At 70.7% G+C, this 15,097-nt stretch carries 15 protein-coding genes and 1 pseudogene; 5 read left to right on the top strand and 11 right to left on the bottom strand.

Going from position 1 to position 15,097, the window contains the following annotated elements:
- Nucleotides 1-62 precede the first annotated feature (62 nt).
- From ACZZ0J_RS16970 to ACZZ0J_RS16960, 3 genes are read right to left on the bottom strand one after another with little or no spacing between them, the layout of a single operon-like run.
- Nucleotides 63-1,022, bottom strand: a complete 960-nt coding sequence (locus ACZZ0J_RS16970; protein WP_165901164.1) for a carbohydrate ABC transporter permease — start codon at nt 1,020-1,022, stop codon at nt 63-65.
- On the bottom strand, nt 1,019-2,035 hold the full coding sequence (locus ACZZ0J_RS16965) for a carbohydrate ABC transporter permease (protein ID WP_123294721.1): 1,017 nt from the start codon (nt 2,033-2,035) through the stop codon (nt 1,019-1,021). The genes ACZZ0J_RS16970 and ACZZ0J_RS16965 overlap by 4 nt, the downstream gene beginning before the upstream one ends.
- The gene (locus tag ACZZ0J_RS16960) at nt 2,035-3,390 is read right to left on the bottom strand and encodes an ABC transporter substrate-binding protein (protein ID WP_463437786.1); all 1,356 of its coding nucleotides are present in this window, start codon (nt 3,388-3,390) and stop codon (nt 2,035-2,037) included. Before ACZZ0J_RS16960 ends, ACZZ0J_RS16965 begins: the two co-directional genes overlap by 1 nt.
- A 122-nt stretch (nt 3,391-3,512) precedes the next feature.
- Here ACZZ0J_RS16960 and ACZZ0J_RS16955 point away from each other — a divergent pair, with 122 nt between their 5' ends.
- Together ACZZ0J_RS16955 and uxaC are read left to right on the top strand one after the other, a co-directional pair.
- Nucleotides 3,513-4,571, top strand: a complete 1,059-nt coding sequence (locus ACZZ0J_RS16955) for a LacI family DNA-binding transcriptional regulator (protein WP_463437785.1) — start codon at nt 3,513-3,515, stop codon at nt 4,569-4,571.
- A gap of 74 nt (nt 4,572-4,645) precedes the next feature.
- Nucleotides 4,646-6,085, top strand: coding sequence for a glucuronate isomerase (uxaC, locus tag ACZZ0J_RS16950; protein WP_463437784.1), 1,440 nt, complete (start codon nt 4,646-4,648; stop codon nt 6,083-6,085).
- On the opposite strand, the gene ACZZ0J_RS16945 is transcribed toward uxaC, so the two are convergent.
- Nucleotides 6,075-6,884 carry a sugar phosphate isomerase/epimerase family protein gene (locus ACZZ0J_RS16945; RefSeq protein ID WP_463437783.1) on the bottom strand — a complete coding sequence of 270 codons (810 nt, stop codon included), beginning with the start codon at nt 6,882-6,884 and terminating at the stop codon, nt 6,075-6,077. The genes uxaC and ACZZ0J_RS16945 overlap by 11 nt on opposite strands.
- Nucleotides 6,885-6,961: 77 nt before the next feature.
- Between ACZZ0J_RS16945 and ACZZ0J_RS16940 the strand changes: the two genes are divergently transcribed.
- Nucleotides 6,962-7,558 (top strand): class I SAM-dependent methyltransferase, encoded by a 597-nt coding sequence (locus ACZZ0J_RS16940; protein ID WP_463437782.1) that lies wholly within the window; start codon nt 6,962-6,964, stop codon nt 7,556-7,558.
- A 116-nt stretch (nt 7,559-7,674) separates the two neighbouring features.
- Here the strand turns inward: ACZZ0J_RS16940 and ACZZ0J_RS16935 are convergent, their stop codons facing one another.
- The 3 genes from ACZZ0J_RS16935 to ACZZ0J_RS16925 form a co-directional block, all read right to left on the bottom strand.
- The gene (locus ACZZ0J_RS16935; RefSeq protein WP_123340626.1) at nt 7,675-8,052 is read right to left on the bottom strand and encodes a type II toxin-antitoxin system death-on-curing family toxin; all 378 of its coding nucleotides are present in this window, start codon (nt 8,050-8,052) and stop codon (nt 7,675-7,677) included.
- The gene (locus ACZZ0J_RS16930; RefSeq protein WP_463437781.1) at nt 8,049-8,252 is read right to left on the bottom strand and encodes a ribbon-helix-helix protein, CopG family; all 204 of its coding nucleotides are present in this window, start codon (nt 8,250-8,252) and stop codon (nt 8,049-8,051) included. Before ACZZ0J_RS16930 ends, ACZZ0J_RS16935 begins: the two co-directional genes overlap by 4 nt.
- Before the next feature lie 112 nt (nt 8,253-8,364).
- Nucleotides 8,365-8,904, bottom strand: coding sequence for a gluconokinase (locus ACZZ0J_RS16925; RefSeq protein ID WP_463437780.1), 540 nt, complete (start codon nt 8,902-8,904; stop codon nt 8,365-8,367).
- 109 nt (nt 8,905-9,013) lie between these two features.
- On the opposite strand from ACZZ0J_RS16925, the gene gndA reads away from it, so the two are divergent.
- Nucleotides 9,014-10,471 (top strand): NADP-dependent phosphogluconate dehydrogenase, encoded by a 1,458-nt coding sequence (gene gndA, locus ACZZ0J_RS16920; protein WP_463437779.1) that lies wholly within the window; start codon nt 9,014-9,016, stop codon nt 10,469-10,471.
- A 96-nt stretch (nt 10,472-10,567) separates the two neighbouring features.
- Here the strand turns inward: gndA and ACZZ0J_RS16915 are convergent, their stop codons facing one another.
- Nucleotides 10,568-11,212 carry a hypothetical protein gene (locus tag ACZZ0J_RS16915; RefSeq protein WP_463437778.1) on the bottom strand — a complete coding sequence of 215 codons (645 nt, stop codon included), beginning with the start codon at nt 11,210-11,212 and terminating at the stop codon, nt 10,568-10,570.
- A gap of 170 nt (nt 11,213-11,382) precedes the next feature.
- Here ACZZ0J_RS16915 and ACZZ0J_RS16910 point away from each other — a divergent pair.
- Nucleotides 11,383-13,010: pseudogene (locus tag ACZZ0J_RS16910) on the top strand (molybdopterin-dependent oxidoreductase).
- Nucleotides 13,011-13,233: 223 nt separating this feature from the next.
- On the opposite strand, the gene ACZZ0J_RS16905 reads toward ACZZ0J_RS16910, so the two are convergent.
- The 3 genes from ACZZ0J_RS16905 to ACZZ0J_RS16895 all read right to left on the bottom strand — a co-directional run bounded on the left by ACZZ0J_RS16905 (nt 13,234) and on the right by ACZZ0J_RS16895 (nt 15,063).
- Entirely contained in the window at nt 13,234-13,362 is a 129-nt protein-coding gene (locus ACZZ0J_RS16905) for a hypothetical protein (protein WP_463437777.1), read from the bottom strand.
- On the bottom strand, nt 13,359-13,745 hold the full coding sequence (locus ACZZ0J_RS16900; RefSeq protein ID WP_463437776.1) for a methyltransferase: 387 nt from the start codon (nt 13,743-13,745) through the stop codon (nt 13,359-13,361). The genes ACZZ0J_RS16905 and ACZZ0J_RS16900 overlap by 4 nt, the downstream gene beginning before the upstream one ends.
- A 340-nt stretch (nt 13,746-14,085) precedes the next feature.
- Nucleotides 14,086-15,063, bottom strand: coding sequence for a ribose-phosphate diphosphokinase (locus tag ACZZ0J_RS16895; protein WP_111084848.1), 978 nt, complete (start codon nt 15,061-15,063; stop codon nt 14,086-14,088).
- Nucleotides 15,064-15,097 lie beyond the last annotated feature (34 nt).

The following is a 15,097-nucleotide window of genomic DNA, read 5'->3' as shown; positions in this document are numbered from 1 at the left end:
AGGCGCGTGGCGGGGCCGCCACGGGCCTCCAGTCCGGTTCTGGGTTGCGGTGACTGCCGCGCTCACTTGACGGAGCCGGCCGTCAGACCGCCCACCAGGTAGCGCTGGAAGATCAGGTACAGGGCGACGACCGGCACGGCGCAGACGATCGAGGCGGCCATCATCTGGCCGTAGATCGGGACCGCACCGCCCTCCTGCGCGGTGCCGAGCACCTGCAGGACCACGGCCACCGTCCGGGTGTTCGGGGTCGTCATGATCGTGGAGAACAGGACGTCGTTCCAGCCGAGCAGGAAGGCGAAGATCGCCGAGACGACGATGCCGGGCCACGACAGCGGCAGGACGATCTTCGTCAGGATCTTCGTGCTCGAGGCGCCGTCGATGCGGGCGGCCTCCTCGAGTTCCTTGGGCAGACCACGCAGGTAGGTGACCATCACCCAGGTCGAGAACGGCAGGGCGAACGTCAGGTAGGTGACGAACAAACCCCAGCGGGTGCCGATGATCTGCACGCCCGTGGCACTGGCGATGTTCGAGAACACCACGAACACGGGCAGCAGCAGGAGCGTGCCGGGGATCGACTGCAGCGCGAGGAGCCCACGCAGGATGGTCAGGCGACCGAGGAACCGGAACCGGACCAGCACGTACGCGGTGGACACGGCGAGCGCGGCACTCGCGATGGCGACCGCGCCGGCGGTGAGCATCGAGTTGACCAGCCCCTCGCCGAGGGCGACCGTCGACCAGATCTCGACGTAGTTCGACAGCGTGAACTCGGACGGGAAGTACTCGCCGCGGGCGACCGCGACGTCCGAGTTCACCGAGCCGAACAGGATGTACAGGACCGGGACGGCGATGAACGCGATGATGATCGCGATCACCACGATGAGCAGCCAGCGGGGCAGGAGCCGGGTGACGTCGGTGTCGTAGGGGCGCTTGTGGCGTCGACCGGGCGCGGTGATGCTCTCGGTCAGGGTCGACGTCGGGCGGGTCCGGGTGGTGCCGGCGAAGGATGTGCTCTGGGCGCTCATGCTCGTGCTCCGTCGATGTCGGCGGCGGTCGGGGCGGCGGCGAGCGTGGCGCGGTCGGCGCGGCGCTGCTTCCGGTTGGGGCCCGCGTCGTCACCGGTGTCGAGCTTGACGGCTCGCAGGTAGACGAACAACGGGATGGCGACGATCACGAGCGAGCAGATCGCCATGGCCGCGGACAGGCCGAAGCGGAACGACTGGAAGCTCGCGATGTACGTCAGGACGGGCATGACCTCGACGCTCGACGGCAGCGGGATGCCGAACAGCACGAACGGCAGGGTGAAGTTGTTGATGTTGTGCAGGATCGCGATGATCACCGCCAGGCTGAGCGGCCCGCGCAGGTACGGGAAGATGATGTAGCGCAGCTTCGCCCACCAGGTCACCCCGTCGAGCGCGGCGGCCTCGTGCACCTCGTTGTCCACGGCCTGCAGCCCGGCGAGCGACAGCAGGTAGACGAACGGCCAGCTCGTCCAGATCATCACGCCGGCCAGCGCCCAGTAGGACGCGGAGCCGTTCAGCCAGAGCACGTCGGTGTGCAGGATCGAGTTCACGACGCCCTGCGGCTGCAGCATCGTGCGGAAGAACGTGCCGACGACGAACGCGGGCAGCACGTAGGGGATCAGGTAGATCGACCGGACGAGACCGCGCCCCGGGAACCGGTTCTGCGTCGAGATCGCGGCCGCGACGCCGATCGGGACGGTGACCGCGGTGACCAAGACGGACAGCGACACCGAGATCCAGATGGAGTGGAGCAGGGGCGAGTTCGTGAAGGCCTCGGTGAAGTTCGCGAAGCCGATGAAGGGGGCGCTGAACCACTGCCGCAGCGTGTACTGGTCCAGGTCGAGCATCGCGATGTAGAAGCCCACCAGGAGCGGCACCACGATGACGGCGAGCATGAGGACCCCGCCGGGGATGAGCATCCAGAGCGGACGCTCCTTCTTGTACAGCGGCGTCGTGCCGTGCGGGCGGACCGTCTGCTCCGTGCGCTGCGGCGGTCTGGTCTGGGTGCTGGTCATCACAGACCTCCGTTCTTCTGACGGTCGAGGGTGGACTGGGCGTCCTTCTGGGCGTCCTGCAGACGCTTGCGGAGCTGGTCGTCGGTGACCTCGCCGCTCTTGAGCGACGGGATCGACTGCACGACCACGTCGACCAGGGCGAGCTGGATGTCGGACCAGGCGCCGGTGAAGGCGGTGGGCTTCGACAGGCGGCCCGCGTCGATGATCGGCTTGAGCTGCGGGTTGTCGGCGGCCAGGTCGGCGGCGGCGGACGCGTTGGTCGGCAGGTTGCCGAACAGGTCGTAGTACTCGAGCTGCGCCTTCGGTGCGCTGAGCTGCTTGACGAAGTCGAAGGACAGCTGCTGCTTCGTGCCGTAGTCGGCCACCACCCAGTTGTCGCCGGACAGGATGCTCGCGGCCTCGATGCCGTCGGCCGGGCGCTCGCTGGCCCCCGGCGGGACGGTGGGGAGCAGGGCGAACTCGTACTTGCCGTCGACCTTGGTGTCCTTGAACGAGTTGATCGCGGTGGTGGTCGTCATCGGGAAGAACGCGGCCTTGCCCTCGGTGAACTGTGCCAGGGCCTGCGCGTTGTTCCAGCCGATCGCGGCCTTGTCGACGACGCCGTCCTTCGTGACCCAGTCGAAGTAGGTCCGGTACGCGTTCTCGACGGCGTCGCTGTCGATCTCTGCCTTCGTGCCGTCGACGATGGTGTTGCCGGCGTTCTGCGCCATGCCCCACACGAACTTCCACGGGTCGAAGCCGTCGGCGTAGGCGATCGCCAGGCCGTGCCGACCGTCACCGGTGGTGGCCTTCGCGTCCTCGGTCAGCTCGTCCCACGTGGTCGGCATGTCGGTGATGCCGGCCTTCGCGAGGAGGTCCTTGTTGACGGCCATCACGAACGGACGGCTGGCGAACGGGATCCCGATCTGCTTCGAGTCGCTCGGCCCCGAGATGCCGAACGAGGCCGGGTCGAACTGGTCCTTGCCGCCGATGGCGTTCCACTCCTTCGATCCCATCTCGACGAACGCACCGGTGGCGTAGGCGGTCGGGGTGAACGTGGTGCCGATGGCGTAGACGTCGGGGCCCTGGCCGGAGATGACGCTGGTCTGGATGGCGGTCAACTCCTCTTGCGCGGACGAGTAGGTCTCCCACTGGATGTCCGCACCAGTGGTGCGCTTGAACTCGGCAGCGGTGTCCTGCTGCCACTGCTTGCGCTCCTTGGGGTACGTGGTGTCCGCGCCCATCATCACGCGGAGGGTGTTCGGGTCGTCGCCGCTGCCGTTCACGACGGCGCAGCCCTGCAGGGAGAGAGCGGCGAGGGCGATCACCGCGACGGCACCGACGAGGGTGCGGGGCTTCAGCCGTGTTCTGTTCATCCGGGGGCTTCCTCCTCGGGACCTCCTCCGGGCGGCGCTGCCCGGTGGCACCACTGTTCCGCCGTTGGCAACATCCGGCAACCGGTTGCCACTTGTTGCCAGACGCGAATACGTTCGGCCTCGTGAGCGACACAGACATCGACGCCACCGGCGCCGGGGCCGGTTTCAGCGCCGCCCGGCGCGTGACCATCCGGGACATCGCCGACGCGACCGGCGTGGCCCCGTCGACCGTGTCCCGCGCGCTCTCGCTGCCCGACCGCGTGAACCACACCACGCAGGAGCGCATCCAACGCGCGGCCCGCGAACTCGGCTACGTCGCCAACTCGCAGGCACGCGCCCTGACGTCCGGCCGCACCCGGGCCGTCGCCGTGCTCGTCTCCGACATCACGAACCCGTTCTACTTCGACGTCATCCGTGGCACGCAGCACCAGCTCGCCGGCGCCGGGTGGACGCAGTTGCTCGTCGACACCGAGGAGTCCGCCGACGCCGAACTCGCCACCCTGAGCTCGATCGGCGCGAAGGCCGACGGCGTGGTCCTCACCGCCTCACGCCTGTCCGACGCGCAGATCGCCCGGTTCGCCGAACGGATCCCCCTCGTCGTCGTCAACCGTCGCCCCGCCGGGGTGCCCTCGGTGCTCATCGACACCCCCGGCGGCGTCGAGCAGGCCGTGCAGCACCTCGTCTCCCTGGGCCACCGCGACGTGCTCTACGTCGCCGGTCCGGACAGCTCGTGGTCGAACGAACGCCGGTGGAAGGCGCTCGTGCGCGTCGCGAAGCGGCTCGGGGTCCGCGTCGCCCGCATCGGGCCGCACGCGCCGTTCGTCGACTCCGGAGCCGCAGCCGCCGACGCCGCCGTGCACGCCGGGGCCACGGCCTGCATCGCCTTCAACGACCTGATCGCGATCGGCATGCTCGCGCGGCTGCGGGAACGGGGCGTCCGCGTCCCCGAGGACATGAGCATCGTCGGCTGCGACGACATCTTCGGTGCCGACTTCTGCAACCCGCCGCTCACCACCATGACCTCGCCGATCGAACGCGCCGGACGGGTCGCGATCCGGATGCTGCTCGGCCGGCTCGGTGCGATCCCCGCCGACGAGCTGCCCGGTGAGCACATGACCGGCGCCGTCGCACTGCCCACCCACCTGACCGTCCGGGAGTCGACGGGTCCTGCGCCCGCCTGACCCTGGCGCACGCCCGCTGCACCCGCCGGCCCCGCCGCGCCCCGCCGTCCGTACCGTTCTCGAAGGAGTCGATGATGACCCAGACCAGCACCGCCACCCGTCTCGCCCCGCACCCCGACCGGCTGCTCCCCGCCGACCCCGGTGCACGCCAGGTGGCACGGACCGTCTACGACTCGGTCAAGGACGCACCGATCATCTCCCCGCACGGCCACGTCGACGCGGCACTCATCGCCGCCGACCAGCCGTTCAGCGACCCCGCGTCGCTGCTCATCACGCCCGACCACTACGTGCTCCGGTTGCTGCACGCGAACGGGGTGGACCTGGCCGCGCTGGGACGCGCCGACCTGTCGGGGACCAGCCCCGTGCCTCCCGGTCGTGCCATCTGGCGGAACCTGGCGGACCACTGGGACCACTTCCTCGGCACCCCCGTCCGCTACTGGTTCGAGACCGAGCTGCACGACGTCTTCGGGCTGACGGAGCAGCCGTCGGCGGCGAACGCCGACGCCCAGTACGACCACATCGCCGGCCTGCTGGCGTCGCCCGCCTTCCGGCCGCGCGCCCTGTTCGACACCTTCGGCATCGAGGTCCTCGCCACCACCGACGGCCCGGCCGACGACCTCGCCGCGCACGCGCAGCTCGCCGCCGACCCCACGTTCACCGGCCGGGTGGTCCCCACGTTCCGCGCGGACGCCGTGTTCGACCCGTCGCGGTCGGACTGGAGGCCCGTGGTCGCGTCCGTCGGCGAGGCCGCCGGCATCGACACGGGCACCCACGCAGGGCTGTTGGCAGCACTCCGCGCACGTCGCCAGTACTTCATCGAGCACGGCGCGACCGCCACGGACACCGGGGTGCTCGACGCCGGGTCGTCGCCGTTGTCCGCCACGTCGCGCGAGCGTATCCACGCCGCGGCGCTCCGCGACCCGTCTTCCGTCTCCGAGGCGGACGCCACCGCGTACCGGCACGACATGCTCTACCGCTGGGCCGAGATGAGCGTCGAGGACGGCCTCGTCATGCAGCTGCACCCCGGCGTCATCCGGAACCACCACGCGCCGACGCTCGAACGCTTCGGCCCGGACACCGGCCACGACCTGCCCGCCGTCGGGTCCTTCACCACGCCGCTGCGACCGCTCCTGGAGTCCTTCGGGACCGCGCCGGGCTTCCACCTCGTGCTCTTCACCGTCGACGAGACCGTCTTCTCGCGCGAGATCGGCCCGCTCGCCGGCTTCTACCCCGCCGTGTACGCCGGAGCACCGTGGTGGTTCATCGACACCCCGGCGGCGATCGGCCGCTACCGCTCCGCGATCACCGACTCGGCGTCGTTCACGAAGACCTCCGGGTTCATCGACGACACCCGGGCGTACTGCTCCATCCCCGCGCGGCACGACATGGCGCGGCGAGCGGACGCGGCGTACCTGGCGTCGCTCGTCGTCACGCACGAGATCTCGGAAGAGGACGCCGTCCGCACCGCACGGCGAATCGTGTCGGACATCCCGCGGGCGACGTTCAAGCTGTAGCGGTGCGGGCCTCGGCCGGGGCCGGGGCCGTGACGCTGCGGACGCGTTCCAGCGCGGAACGGATCTCGGCTTCGGCGGTCTCGGCGTCGGGCGCCCACCGGCACTCGAGCGAGACGGCGCCCCGGTACCCGCCGTCGTGCACGGCGGCGAGGAACTCGCGCCAGACGTCGTCGACCGTGCCGGGGGGCCGACGGTCCGGATCGCTGAGGTGGACGTGCCCGATCCGGTCGCCGTGGCGCCGCAGGACTTCGAAGGACTCGCCCTCGTTCCGGATGTGGAACAGGTCGGCGACGACGCCGACGCCGTCGAGGGCTGCAGCGTCGAGGAACGCCACCGTCGCATCGACGGTGTGCAGGACGTTCGTCTCCGCGCGGCTCAGCGGCTCCACCACGATGCGCAGGTCGTTCGCCGCTGCCACGTCGCGCGCGGTCCGGACCACCTCGCCGAACCGGCGCAGGGCGTCGTCGCCCGCCATGCCGTCGGGGGCGTTCCGAGCGGTTCCCGACCCGAAGACGATCGTCGCGCCCGGTTCCGCGACCGACCGCACGATCGGCAGGACCGACTCGAAGGAGGACCGGACCGTCCCGAGCTCCGTGGTCAGCAGCGAGAGGTCGCCGGGCACCAGGACGGCGAAGGACGGGAACCGCTGGCCGGCGTAGACCTCGTTCCGCCGCCACCCGGCTCCGTCGCGGACCGCGAGGTTGCCGGCGATCGTCGGCTCCACGTGGTCGGCGCCCGCGCGGCGGACCACCTCGGTCAGTTCTGCCCCGGCCACGACGCCGAGTCCCCTGGACGACATGCGGTCCATGCAACTCGCCCGAGGTGCCGACGGCGACTGTTGCCGTCCGTTGCCACCGGCGCCGGTACGGTCGGACGATGGACCTCGACGTCACCGCTGCGTACGGCGACCGTGCAGGCGAGTACGCGGAGCTCCTCGGATCGATGACGGCCGTCCACGACGAGGACCGGACACAGGTCGAGGCCTGGGCGTCCGGATCCGGTGCGCGCATCCTCGACGCAGGGTGCGGGCCGGGGCACTGGGCCGCACACCTGGCGGATCGTGGGCACGCCGTGATCGGCATCGACGCGGTCGCACCCTTCGTCGAGCACGCACGACGCGCGCACGACGGCGTCGACTTCCGCCTGGGCGCGATCGAGTCCACCGGTCTCGACGACGGCAGCGTCGACGGGGTGCTCGCCTGGTACTCCGTGATCCACCACGATCCGTCCGGCGTCGGCGCGGTCTTCGCCGAGTTCCGCAGGGTGCTCCGCCCGGGCGGCGGCCTGCTGGTCGGGTTCTTCGAGGGGCCCTCGATCGAGTCGTTCGACCACGCGGTCGTCACGGCGTACCGGTGGCCGACGGGCGCGCTGGCGGAGGTCCTCGACGACCACGGGTTCGACGTGGTGGATGTCAGGGGCCGGGTCGATCCGGGACGACGGCCGCACGCTGCCGTCCGCGCGACGCGGCGGTGAGGCGCCTCAGCCGGCGGTGAGGCGCCTCAGCCGGCAGTGATCACGAGCGCGACGGTGGTGGTCGTCACGGTGCCGTCGATCGACATGTCGTCGGTGCCATCCGCTGAAGCCGTCGTTCAGGCTTCAGCAACCAGCGATTGCAGCACCGCGGAGATGTCCGCAACCGCGTCCAACTCCCCTTCGGCGATGGCGATGATCAGTTCGTACGCCTCGTCGTTCGTCGCGCGCAACCGAAGCCCGTTGACCCCGAGGAACACCACCAGCAGCATCAACCCCAGGCGCTTGTTGCCGTCGACGAGTGCATGGTTCCGAACCGCGGAGTGCACGAGCGCTGCCGCCTTCTCGAGCAACGACGGATAGGCGTCGCGTCCACCGACCGAGGTCGCTGGTCGGGCCACCGCGGCCTCGAGGAGTCCAGCATCTCGGATGACGAAGTCCGGCCCCAACGTCCGCCGAGCGATGTGCAGCGCTTCGTCGATCGTCAGGTGGATCATCGTCCGAGTCGCTCGAGCGCCTCGGCGAAGTTCGGCAACTCGCGGTCGAGGACCCCGTCGATGAGGTCACGTCGGCTGTGGTGCTCGATGTACTCGCGGATCGCTTCCCGCGCGACGTCCTGCATCGATCGGGCTTCGAGGTCGGCCCGGGTTCGGAGCGCAGCCGCCTCGGCATCGTCCAGTCGAAGGGTCATGGCCATGCGCAAGACGGTATCACGGTTGATACCACAGTCATCGATCAGCAGCACCGACCGGCGTCCCTAGAGGTTGTGGACGATCCCTTGCGAGGACTTCACTGTGGAGAAGTGCGGTTCAACCGGAAGTGACCGACAGCGCCGCGAGGATCGTCGTCACCGTGTCGTCGACCGGCCCGTCGATGGAGACGTCGACGGCGGCCTCGTCGGGCTGCGGCCGTTCGAGCGTCGCGAACTGGGAGTCGAGCAGCGACGACGGCATGTACTCGTGGTGCCGGTGCGCCTGCCGCTCGGCGATGAGGTCGTGCGAGCCGTCCAGGAACGCGATGACGAAGCCCGGCGCCGACTGCCGGAGCCGATCGCGGTAGACGCGCTTGAGGGCCGAGTTGGCCATCACGCAGCGGCTCCCGGACGCCTCGACCGCGGCGATCCGCGCGGCGCAGGCGTCGAGCCACGGCCAGCGGTCGTCGTCGGTGAGCGGGATGCCCTGCCGCATCTTCTCCTTGTTCGCGGCCGGGTGCAGGTCGTCGGCGTCGACGAACACGGTCGGCTGGCCCTGCTCGGCGAGCGCATCGGCGAGTGCCTGCCCGATCGTGGACTTGCCGGAACCGGAGACGCCCATGACGAGGACGGGCGGGAGGACAGCGGTGTCGGTCATCCCTCCACAGTATTGACGGGGTGAACAGTGGTCCCCAGTTGCCGTAACACCCGTGCGGTCCCAGGGCGCCGACCGTAGGTTGGTGTCACGTCCGGACAAAGGAGACGACGTGGCAGACAGCACTGGTCAGGCGAACATCGGGGTCATCGGCCTCGCCGTCATGGGGTCGAACCTCGCACGCAACCTCGCGTCGCGTGAGGGCAACACGGTCGCGGTGTACAACCGCACCTACGCCCGCGCCGAAGAACTCATCAAGGAGCACGGCGACGCCGGCTTCATCGCGTCCGAGGACATCGACGGCTTCGTCGCCTCGCTCTCGAAGCCACGCACGGCGATCATCATGGTGCAGGCCGGCAAGGGCACCGACGCCGTGATCTCGCAGCTCGCCGAGAAGTTCGAGGAAGGCGACATCATCGTCGACGGCGGCAACGCCAACTTCCACGACACGATCCGGCGTGAGCACGACCTGCGCGAGAAGGGCCTCAACTTCGTCGGCACGGGCATCTCCGGTGGTGAAGAGGGCGCGCTCAAGGGTCCGTCGATCATGCCCGGCGGCTCGAAGGAAGCCTGGGAGACCCTCGGACCGATCCTGAAGTCGATCGCGGCGGTCGCCGAGGGCGAGCCCTGCGTGACCCACATCGGCACCGACGGCGCCGGCCACTTCGTCAAGATGGTGCACAACGGCATCGAGTACGCCGACATGCAGCTCATCGCCGAGTCCTACGACCTGCTCCGCCGCGTCGGCGGGCTCTCCGTCGAGGACCTGGTCAAGGTGTTCCAGGAGTGGAACGGCGGCGACCTCGAGTCCTACCTGATCGAGATCACGGTCGAGGTCCTGAAGCAGCGCGACGCCGACTCCGGCAAGCCCCTCGTCGACGTCATCCGCGACGAAGCGGGTTCCAAGGGCACCGGCGTGTGGACCGTGCAGAACGCGGTCGGGCTCGGCATCCCGGTCTCCGGCATCGGCGAAGCGGTGTTCGCCCGCGCGGTGTCGTCGAAGCCGTCGCAGCGTGCCGCGGTGCAGCAGGCGTTCCCGGACCGGCCCGACATCGCCGAGGTCCCCGACGGCTTCGAGGACGACGTCCGCGCGGCGCTCTACGCCTCGAAGGTCGTCGCCTACGCGCAGGGCTTCGACCTGATCATCGCCGGGGCGAAGGAGTACGGCTGGGACATCAACCTCGGCAACGTGGCGAAGATCTGGCGGGGCGGCTGCATCATCCGCGCCCAGTTCCTCAACCGCATCGTCGAGGCGTACGACAAGAACCCGGAGCTCGAGTCACTGCTCGTCGACCCGTACTTCGCGAACGCCGTGCAGGAGGGCGAAGCCGCCTGGCGCCGCATCGTCGGGATCGCCGCTGCGTCGGGGATCCCCGCGCCGGGCTTCTCGTCGGCGCTGTCCTACTTCGACTCGCTCGCCTCCGAGCGGCTGCCCGCCTCGCTCATCCAGGGGCAGCGCGACTTCTTCGGGGCGCACACCTACCAGCGCATCGACAAGGACGGCACCTTCCACACGCTGTGGTCCGACGACGACCGCCGAGAGGTCGACCAGGAACCGTCGACCCACTAGACCGCGGCACGACCGCACCCTCGAAGGGCCCTGCCGATCGGCGGGGCCCTTCCCACGTCCGACCGCTGTGCGCTCGGTCACGACGATGCGCTCGGTTCAGGCGACGATGCGCTCGCGCGCGAGGTCGGCGACGAGCCGGTCCAGGCGTGGCCCGCGGCCGAGCAGCCGACGGGAGCCGGGAGCCGTTCGCACGAAGAAGGTCGCGACCGCAGGTGTGTCGTCCGGTCGGACGTAGTGGATCGCGACCGCACAGGCCCGGCGTCCGTCCGCGCGGTCGCCGTCTCCGTGGACGTCCTCGATCCCGACGTGCACCACCCGGCTCCACCGGACCACGAGCAACCGTGTGGCCTTGCGGTCGTCGAGTTCCCACAGGGAGGCCTCGGTCGCCCCGAACGCCCAGGTCACGCGCGCACCGAGGCTGACCTCCGGCCGGACCTCGGCGATCGCGTCGCGCAGTTCGGTCGTCGGAGCGGCCGGCACGAGCCAGACCGTGGGGTCGATGCGGCGGATGGCGAGCGCGAGGGCCTCGTCGGCATGCCGGCGTCGCACCGCAGCGGCACGGAAGACCGCGACCACGATGACCGTGACGCCCAGCGCGATCGCACCGAACTCGACGATCCCGAACCAGGCCAGGTCGACGTCGGGCGCCGTCGCGACGACGATGATGCGTGCGGTGAGGAGCGCCGCCCAGATGCCCACGATCACCCACCGCAGCGTGGACAGGCGCTGCGCGGCCGACATCGGTGTGCGGTCGGAGCGGCGGGCGCGGCCGGGGCGCGGAACTGGATCTGGACGCCTCGGCACACCTCGATCCTCGCACGGCCCGATCGGCAGGTGCTGGCCGGGGTCGGTGAACGCCCGGGGAACCGCACGCACAGCCGACGAGCGGCCGGGCGACCTACGCTCGGGCGGTGACCACCGAACGCACCACGGACGTCCCGACGCCGGACGACCCATCGACGGACGAACGCCCCGTCGGAGCCCCGCTCCGCCGGCCCGCGGTCCTCGCTGCGGCCGTCGGTCTCGTGGCCGCCGCCGCCTTCCTCGGGATCGCCGAGTTCGGGGCGCTGCTCCTCGGTGGTGCCGGCAGCCCGTTGGTGGCCGTCGGGTCGGCCGTGATCGACCTCGCACCGGCCGGGGCCAAGAACCTGATGGTCGCCCTGTTCGGCACCGGCGACAAGGTCGCGCTCTTCGCGCTCATGACCGTCATCGTCGCCGCGATCAGCGCCGGGGCCGGGGTCCTCGAGCGCGCTCGGCCGCCCTTCGGGGCACTCGTCTTCGCTGTCGGCGGCGTGCTCGCGCTCATCGCGGTGAGCACCCGTTCCGGCAGCGGCACGTTCGACGGCGCTCCCACCGTGTTCGGCGTGGCGGCCGCTGTGATCACCCTGCGGCTGCTGCTCCGCCGGCTCCGGCGCTGGGAGGCCGCAGCGGCCGTCCCGTCGGCGTCACCGCGACCTGCCTCGACCGAGCGCCGCGCGTTCCTGGTCTGGGGCGTCGGTACCGCAGCGGTCGCGGTCGTGGTGGGCACGGCCTCCCGGGGTGGGGTCGTCCGCGATGCAGGCGGTCGCCGCTGCCCGACGAGCCGTGCGCCTGCCCGCGGCGGCGACACCCGCACCGGCCGTGCCGGGCGGCGCCTCGCTCGACGTCGACGGGATCACGCCGTACGTCACCCCGAACGCCGACTTCTACCGGATCGACACCGCGCTGCGCGTCCCGTCGATCGACCCGGCCGACTGGAGCCTGCGCATCCATGGCGCCGTCGAGAACGAGGTGACGCTGGACGTGGGACGAGCTGCTCGCCCTGCCGCTCGAAGAGCACATGGCCACCCTGAGCTGCGTGTCCAACGAGGTCGGCGGCGACCTGATCGGCAACGCGCTCTGGCTCGGGTACCCGATCCGTGAGCTGCTGGCCCGCGCGAAGCCGACCGGGGACGCCGACATGGTGCTGTCCCGCAGCATCGACGGGTTCACCGCCGGGACGCCGTTGGACGTCCTGCAGGACGAGGGCACCGACGCGCTGCTCGCCGTCGGCATGAACGGCGAACCGCTACCGACCGAGCACGGGTTCCCGGCACGGATGGTCGTGCCCGGGCTGTTCGGCTACGTGTCGGCGACGAAGTGGGTGACCGAGATGGAGGTCACGCGCTTCGCCGATGCGCAGGGCTACTGGACACCGCGCGGATGGTCGGAGCGGGGGCCCGTGAAGCTCGAGTCCCGCATCGACACCCCACGGAACGGGACGACCGTGACCGTCGGTGAGCAGGTCGCCATCGCCGGGGTCGCCTGGCAGCCGCACACCGGGGTGAAGGCCGTGCAGGTCCGGGTCGGCTCGGGTGCGTGGCAGCAGGCGGAACTCGCCGAGTCGGTGTCCGCGGACACCTGGCGCCAGTGGGTGCTGCGGTGGACGCCGACCGCGGGGTCGCACCGGATCGAGGTCCGTGCCGTGAGCGCCGACGGCGAGGTGCAGACGAGCGTCGAGCGGCCGCCCGCGCCGAACGGTGCTTCGGGCTGGGCGTCCGTGACGGTCGACGCGAAGTAGCGCGGTCCGCGGCGGCGTCGGGGGCGTCGGGTGGCGGCACGTGGCACGCCGTCCGCTGGTCGTCGAGGTTCCGAGATCTCGGCATGTCGAGCGCCCGAACGGCCCTCTGTGCGACCTCGGCGGAAGTGAGCGGCGTGTCGCGACCCGGCGGCGAACCAGGCACCGGCCGAACTGCGCGGGTCGAGCCCGTGCGGCTCGGGCTCGTCGGGTCGGACTCGTCGGGTCAGGCGGGGAGCGTCGCGACGACGCAGGTGCCGTCGACCTCGTCGTCCTGCTCGACCACGGCCGTGAACCCGGCGGCCACGAACGCCGCGAACGACGCATCCGCCTGCGCCACGGAGACCTCGATCACGACCGAACCACCGGGGCGCAGCCACTCCCCGCTCCCGCGGCGATCCGCCGGTGCAGGTCGAGGCCGTCCGCCCCGCCGTCGAGGGCCACACGCTGCTCGTGGTCACGCGCTTCGACCGGCATCGTCGCGATCGATGCCGTCGGGACGTAGGGGGCGTTCACCGCGATGGCGTCGACGGCACCGCGGAACCGGTCCGGCAGCGGCGCGAACAGGTCGCCGGCGACGACGATCCCGCGGTCGCCGATGTTCTCGGCCGCGACGTCGACGGCGTCCGGGTCGATGTCCGTCGCCACGAGGTCGAGGGCACCGACCCGGCCGAACAACGCCACCGAGATCGCTCCAGCACCGCAGCACAGGTCGACCACGCGGTCGTAGCGCTGCAACCGACGAGCGGCCTGCTCGACGACGACGGTCGTCCGGGCACGGGGACGAACACCCCAGGGGTCACCCGGATGCGGTGTCCGTCGAAGGCGGCCCAGCCGAGGACGTACTCGAGCGGCTCACCGGCGAGGCGACGCTGCACCAGGGAACGCAGCCGGACGGGCTCACCGGTGCCGGCCTCGAGGAGCAGGTCGGCTTCGTCCTCGGCGAAGACGCTCCCCGCGGCCCGGAGCCGGGCCGCGAGGGCGTCACGCGCGGGATGGGTCACCAACGTTCCGCAGACACGTCACGTCGACGAGACGGTGAGGCGCCGTCGGCTGTGCCCATGGTTCGACGGCTCCGCTACGCTGCGCCGTCGAACATCGACGTGACGGACCCGTCGTCGAAGACCTCGTGGATGGCGCGGGCCAGGAGCGGGGCGATCGGCAGGATCTCGAGGCGGTCCCAGCGCTTCTCGACCGGCACCGGCAGGGTGTCGGTGACGACGACGCGGTCGATGAACTCGCTCTGCAGCAGCTCGGTGGCCGGGTCGGAGAACACGGCGTGGGTCGCGGCGACGACGACGCCGATCGCGCCGGCCTCCTTCAGCGCCTCAGCTGCCTTGGCGATCGTGCGCCCGGTGTCGATCAGGTCGTCGACGAGCAGGCACCAACGGCCGGAGACGTCGCCGACGATCTCGTGGACCGTGACCTGGTTCGGGACCAGCGGGTCGCGACGCTTGTGGATGATGGCGAGGGGCGCGCCGAGCTTCTCGGACCAGATGTCGGCGACGCGGACGCGGCCCATGTCGGGCGACACGACCGTCAGCATCGACGGGTCGAGGATCTCGCGGAAGTGCTCGAGCAGCACCGGCATGGCGAAGAGGTGGTCCACCGGGCCGTCGAAGAAGCCCTGGATCTGGGCGGCGTGCAGGTCGACGCTCATGATGCGGTGCGCGCCCGCTGCCTTGAACAGGTCGGCGACCAGGCGGGCCGAGATCGGCTCGCGGCCGCGGCCCTTCTTGTCCTGACGGGCGTACGGGTAGAACGGCGCGACGACGGTGATGCGCTTGGCCGAGGCCCGCTTCAGCGCGTCGACGATGATGAGCTGCTCCATGAGCCACTCGTTGATCGGTGCCGTGTGCGACTGGATGACGAACGCGTCGCACCCGCGGACCGACTCGTCGAACCGGACGTACAGCTCACCGTTCGCGAAGGTCCGGGCATCGGTGGGGACCAGGTCGACACCGAGTTCCTCTGCGATCTCGGCGGAGAGCGCCGGGTGTGCTCGCCCCGAGACGAGGACGAGTCGTTTCTGGCCGGTTGTCTTGATTCCGGACAAGTGCGGTGCTCACTCCCTGACCCGTGTGGGGTCG

The sequence above is a fragment of the Curtobacterium sp. AC272 genome, assembly GCF_979258155.1.
This window is presented reverse-complemented; position numbering and strand designations above follow the sequence as displayed.